The organism is Flavobacteriales bacterium (assembly GCA_021296215.1).
In the GTDB taxonomy this organism is placed as follows: domain Bacteria; phylum Bacteroidota; class Bacteroidia; order Flavobacteriales; family ECT2AJA-044; genus ECT2AJA-044.
Genome location: JAGWBA010000098.1, coordinates 1 through 5,707, shown reverse-complemented (window position 1 = coordinate 5,707; position 5,707 = coordinate 1). Strand labels below are relative to the sequence as shown.

The following is a 5,707-nucleotide window of genomic DNA, read 5'->3' as shown; positions in this document are numbered from 1 at the left end:
CGTAAACGCTATGTTTACCTTTTTCAAAGTCGGATACAATGGCCTTCTTGAATGACTCACTGTAAACACGTCCCTTTTTTGATCTTCCTTAAATTCGCTTTCACGATACATGTTGATTTTTGGTCAACCTATATCAGGGACGGTCATAAAACTAAGAACTCAAAACTAAGAACTAAGAACTCCATTAAGCGTCATCGTAATCGATGCGTGCGGTCTCGCTCAAACAGGTTGTGCTACAAGTCAGGATAAACCCTTCTTCAAAATCGCTGGGTCCGAGTGAAATGTTCTTCGAAGTGTCGAACTCTCCCTCCGACTGTCGCGCGATGCACGTTGCACAAATACCACTGGTGCAGCTATACGGTGCATCTAACCCCGCCTCGGTTACCGCATCCAGGATCGAGGTTCCGGCCGGAATCTCAACCTCGTACTCCTCCCCATTCAAGATCACGGTCGCATTACAATCAACTCCGATACTCGACGCTCCGGCATTATCAGTGTCCTTTGCCGTTGTAAAGAATTCGGTATGTACATTCAACCTAGGAACCAAGATCTCGTACAAATACTCCTGCAGATCTTCAATCATTTCCCCCGGCCCACAAAGCATGTATACAGGAACTACCGGATGCCCCGGGTAGCCGAGGTATTTTTTCACCACATCGTACAAATTGTCTCGGGTAATACGACCCAACTCCCAATAGCGGCAGCCCTTTGGCTCATTCTCACGCGAGATAAAATGGATCACTTTTAATTGTTCGTGACTTGCCTCAAGCTCATCCAACTCGTCCTTGAAGATTATGTCGGAAACGCTCCGGTTTCCATAAAGCAGCATCACCTCCGAATTGGACTCCTCCTTCAACAAGGTCTTCAAGTGCGAAATCAACGGCGTTATACCACTCCCCGCCGCGACCAATACGACTTTCCGAGCTAGGCTCGGATTCGTTTCAAGGGTAAATCGCCCTTCGGGCGGATGAACATCCAGCGTGTCTCCTACCGCTATCTCGTTATTCAAATAACGCGACATTGTCCCGCCGGGCATTTCTTTTACCGTTATGGTCCATTTTTTCTCGTGAGGAGCACTGCTGAACGAATAGTTCCTGCGCACTTCTACTCCGTCGATCACTGCCCTAATGGTCAAGTATTGACCCGCCTTGTAACAGAACTCTCGCTTTCTGAATAATGGGATCTTGAAACTGATCGACACGGCATCCGCAGTCGGCCGATTTATATCGGTAACTTTAAGTGAAATAAAGCCCATTTACTTCTGTACGATTTTTAGCTCGGGACGCCGATTTCGCTGGCGACCTTCTTCTGATTCATTCGAGGCCACGGGCATCGAAGCCCCATAGCCTTCTAACGTTAATTTTTGGCGGGCAACGCCCTGCTCTGCCAAATAGTTCACTACCGATTCGGCGCGCCGCTCACTCAGCTCCAAATTCGCACTATCGGATCCAATATTATCGGTATGTCCCGCGATCTCAATCACGAGCGTTGGATTGTCCTTCAAGAAATTTGCGATCCTATCGAGTTCGGGATAACTCTCGGCGCGGAGGTCATCACTGCCCGAATCGAAGAATACGTTCTTCAAGGTCAGCGATTGACCCGCTTCGATCGGAGCCAAAGGCACGTTCAATTCTAAAGCCGAACTCTCCGTAGACTCTTCCAATGCGAAGCGCTCACTAAAGAATAAGTACCCGCTTTTGCGCACGTTCAAGGCGTAATTTCGCTCCCCGGGCAAACAGGCGAAATAGTAGCCTTCGCTTCTCGTGGTTATTTCTAAATACGTTTCACCAGTTTCAAGATCGACGAACTCCATCGTTCCCGATAGTGCCTTTCCCGTTTTTTCATCCGTAATGAAGCCCTTTACATAGGCAATGGGGGTGGCACGTACCTTTTTGGGCAGCTCAAACCGATACAAATCGAGCATGCCCCTACTATCGGCGTATCCTTCGCGGGAGTAATAAGCCGTTTTACCGTCTGGTGCCACGATCAGCCCGTTCTCCTCACGGACCGAGTTGATTGGATAACCGAGGTTTTGGGGTGCGGACCAGTGATATTCATCGAGCCGTAGGCTCCGATACATATCAAAATCCCCGATTCCGGGATGCCCCGTACTAGCGAAGAACAGCGAACGCCCATCCCAGTGCATGAATGGCGTGATCTCGTCGCCCTTGGTATTAATGGAATCACCCAAATTCACCGGATCTCCCCATTCGCCCTTGCCTTCAAAGGTTGAACTCCAAAGGTCTTTGCCACCGTGACCACCCGAGCGGTTCGATGTGAAGTAGATCGTTCGGCCATCCGGGCTCAAACTGGGCTGGCTTTCCCAGGCTTCGGTGTTGATCGGGTAACCCAAGTTGAACGGCTTTCCCCAAACCCCGTTTTCGCGAATGGTCATGTACAAGTCGCAGCTACCCCGGCCATCGTCGCGCATGCACGCCGTGAACACCGCTACATTTCCATCGGCACTGATGCAAAGTGCACCTTCGTTGCCGTCGCTGTTGACGTTTTGACCCATTGGCTCGACCAAAGACCAGTTGCCCTCTCCGCCTCGACTGATGTAAAAATCTTCCCGAAAGGCTGGCCCATTGGGCATGTTTCGCGTAAATATAAGCTCATTACCATCAGCCGTTACCGCCGGAAAATACTCCATGTAGGGACCGTTGACCGCATCGCCCAAGTTGATTGGTTCAAATGGCACGCGATTCGCCTTTGCCACGAGCCCGAACCGCGACCGGTCCAAGTACTTTTGAGCTTCTTCCATTCCTCTGTCCGATGCTCCCGAACTTTGTAAATAGGCTTCGTAGTCATCTATCGCCAGAGCGAATTCCTCGTTGAGGTAGAAGGCGTAACCGCGCCGATATAGTCCTAAAAAGTAACCGGGTTCAATGATCAACACCTCATCGAATTCGCGCAGAGCACATTCAAAATCATCTTTTCTCAAACACAGTTCGCCGAGCATCAAATGCGCGTCGCGGTAATCGGGATCGCGTTTGATCGCCTTGAGTAAATATTCCTCGGCTTCATACTGTCGGTTTTGACTCATCGCCTGACGCGCATACTCCACGTCTCGTATGCTCTGTCTGGATTGAGCATTCAGAGAAAGTGAAACAACACACAACAGAAATAATGAGATCGAACGAATCAAGGGATGTCGAGGTATTTGTGGGTTTGCAACGAAATATGCCAGCGCGGATGTTCCTTTACATAATCAACGATCAGCGGCATCATTTGGTGCCGACGGTCCCATTCGGGTTGTAAATACAGCTGGCATTTGCCCCTCACCTTGGCGGCGTGCTCTTCGGCCCACTGAAGGTCGTGCTTATTGTACACAACGACCTTTAGTTCGTCCGCAGCCCGGTAAAAGTCGTCGAGCGGAGCTTTGAACTTCTTCGGTGAAAACGTGACCCAGTCCCAGTTCCCACTCAGCGGATGTGCTCCGGAAGTCTCCACGTGCGTGTACAATCCGGCATTTTGAAGCTCAGCGGTCAAATCCGTCAAATTGTACATCAACGGTTCTCCACCGGTAATGACAACGATTTCAGCTTTCGATTCCTGCACGCGGCGGAGCATTTCTTCGGCCTCAACGGCCGGATGTGCAGCCGGATCCCAGCTTTCTTTTACATCGCACCACATACAACCCACGTCGCATCCGCCCAAACGAAGGAAGTACGCGGCGGTACCACTATGAGCACCTTCGCCCTGGATCGTGTAAAAATCCTCCATAAGAGGGATCGCCCTGTTCATGGGCGCAAAGATACTATTCGTACCGCAGACTATTCACCGGATCGGTACGCGTAACTTTCCATGCATGATAGCTGATGGTGAGGGCCGAAATAGAGATCGATAACAATCCAGCCACTAACACTGCCGACCAATCGAAATCGATTCTGTAGGCGAAGCTTTCGAGCCAATTATTTAGCCCCCAATAGGCAAAGGGAACCGCGATCAAGAAGGCGATCAAAACCAATGTCAGGAACTCACGCGCGATCAACCGAATAAGTGATCCTGCTTCAGCACCGAGGATCTTGCGAATAACCGATCTCTTTGGTTCGCTGTTCCACACTCAATGAGGTGAGGGCAAACAAGCCAATACACGAGATCACAATAGCTACTATGCTAAAGAGCCCAACTAAAATACGCAAGGTGTTCTGACCTTGATAAAGCGTGTCGAGCCGATCTTCCAAAAAGAAGTACTCAAAAGGAAACTGTGGTCCGAACTTACCCCACGCCTCTTCTAAATGAGCAATGGCTTGCTGATCCATGCCCGGTTTAACGCGAACCGCAAACTCTTGGATCCAAAAGCCCTGTTGCTTGATCATATCGAGCACGAAAGGGCGAACGGGCTCGTTGAGCGAAACGTAGTGAAAGTCCTTCAGCACCCCAACCACTCGTTCTCGGCCTCGAGGTGTGGTCATGCGCTGACCCAAAGCCTCTTGAGGGGTACCCCAGCCCATTTCCCGAACCAAGGTCTCGTTCACCAACACGGCGGCCGTGTCGTCAGATTTAATGTCCTCGTTAAAGTCGCGCCCGGCCACGAGCTCCAATCCCATTGTAGAAACGAAATGCGCATCGACAATCAGCGAAGGTAGATATTGCCACTTATCGGGCTGCATCCCTTCGTAGTTGTATTCGAATACGTTGTGATCTTCGCCAATGATGTCGTTCATCACCGTCACGCTCTCAATACTTTCATCGGCCAAAACCTCCGTTCTGAATGCCTCGAATTGCTGAAGTATTTGCTGCTTGGTCGACATCACGATAACGCTCGATTCGTCGAATCCGGGATCTTTTTCCTGCATGAACCGAAATTGGCTGTTGACCATGAGCGTACCCACGATCAGTGCCGCGGATAAGGTGAACTACAATACCACGAGGACCCTTCGGAATGAGTTCTTGCCTTTTCCGGATGACCCGCCCTTGAGCACCTTCACCGGCTCAAAACCACTTAGGAACACCGCGGGGTATAATCCGGCCGCAAGGCCGAGAACAATCGTACTGGCCTCAATGAACAGCAGAAACTCACCATCAAAAAGGCGAGCAAACTCTAGCTCTTTCGAAGCAATGTTATTGAATCCGGGCAGCAATATCTGTATCAAGGCCAAACTCAGGATCACCGCCACGATGGTCAGCAACACCGATTCCGCCAAGAACTGCCCAACCAATTGAGATCTCTGAGCCCCAAGCACTTTTCGAACACCCACTTCACGTGCGCGCCGCGTGCTCCGTGCCGTGGCCAAGTTGGTGAAGTTGGTCGCTGCAATGACTAAAATGATCAGTCCTATAGCACCCGGAATATAGAGGTACGACCGCTCGTGATTCGGCCTGATCTCGTACTCGAGGTGCGATTCGAGGTGAATATCGGGCAGAGGCATCAAATAAAAGCTCGTTTGCCCCGCCATGAACTCGGGGTAGTATTTCTCAACGAATTCCGGAAACTGCCCTTCTAGCTCCTGAGGTTCAACACCATCTTTAAGCATCACATAGGTCCAGCCGGGGTTCCAAACCCGGTTATTTCCTCCGATCGGGTTACCCATGAAATTTCGAAGCGTAATAAAACTGATCAAGGCCTGCGGCCTGAAGTGGCTCTGCGCCGGAGCGTTCTTCATGACGCCCGCGACTTTGAGCTGAATACGGGTCACGTCCATTTTGTGGGGAGCGTTTGAAGAATTGCTACATTTCGTTCAAAAGAAATGGGGGATTTGGTATT

At 50.5% G+C, this 5,707-nt stretch carries 6 protein-coding genes; all 6 read right to left on the bottom strand.

All coding sequences use genetic code 11. The features are described 5' to 3' along the window. Positions 1 to 184: 184 nt before the first annotated feature. The 6 genes from J4F31_11665 to J4F31_11640 all read right to left on the bottom strand — a co-directional run bounded on the left by J4F31_11665 (position 185) and on the right by J4F31_11640 (position 5,645). A complete protein-coding gene (locus tag J4F31_11665) occupies positions 185 to 1,255 on the bottom strand; it encodes a ferredoxin--NADP reductase (GenBank protein MCE2497214.1) in 1,071 nt (356 codons plus the stop codon). After that, complete coding sequence (locus J4F31_11660) at positions 1,256 to 3,064, bottom strand: PD40 domain-containing protein (protein MCE2497213.1); 1,809 nt, start codon at positions 3,062 to 3,064, stop codon at positions 1,256 to 1,258. It lies immediately after the preceding gene. A gap of 77 nt (positions 3,065 to 3,141) precedes the next feature. Further along, complete coding sequence (locus tag J4F31_11655; protein ID MCE2497212.1) at positions 3,142 to 3,744, bottom strand: 7-carboxy-7-deazaguanine synthase QueE; 603 nt, start codon at positions 3,742 to 3,744, stop codon at positions 3,142 to 3,144. 13 nt (positions 3,745 to 3,757) lie between these two features. Next, positions 3,758 to 4,063, bottom strand: coding sequence for an FtsX-like permease family protein (locus J4F31_11650; GenBank protein ID MCE2497211.1), 306 nt, complete (start codon positions 4,061 to 4,063; stop codon positions 3,758 to 3,760). Continuing rightward, entirely contained in the window at positions 4,011 to 4,835 is an 825-nt protein-coding gene (locus tag J4F31_11645; GenBank protein ID MCE2497210.1) for an ABC transporter permease, read from the bottom strand. The genes J4F31_11650 and J4F31_11645 overlap by 53 nt, the downstream gene beginning before the upstream one ends. A 24-nt stretch (positions 4,836 to 4,859) precedes the next feature. After that, entirely contained in the window at positions 4,860 to 5,645 is a 786-nt protein-coding gene (locus J4F31_11640; GenBank protein MCE2497209.1) for an FtsX-like permease family protein, read from the bottom strand. Positions 5,646 to 5,707: the final 62 nt, after the last annotated feature.

Excerpts from the sequence above, each read along its gene's own strand:
- J4F31_11640 (MCE2497209.1), bottom strand. The coding sequence starts at position 5,645 with ATGGACGTGACCCGTATTCAGCTCAAAGTCGCGGGCGTCATGAAGAAC.
- J4F31_11655 (MCE2497212.1), bottom strand. The coding sequence starts at position 3,744 with ATGAACAGGGCGATCCCTCTTATGGAGGATTTTTACACGATCCAGGGC.
- J4F31_11665 (MCE2497214.1), bottom strand. The coding sequence starts at position 1,255 with ATGGGCTTTATTTCACTTAAAGTTACCGATATAAATCGGCCGACTGCG.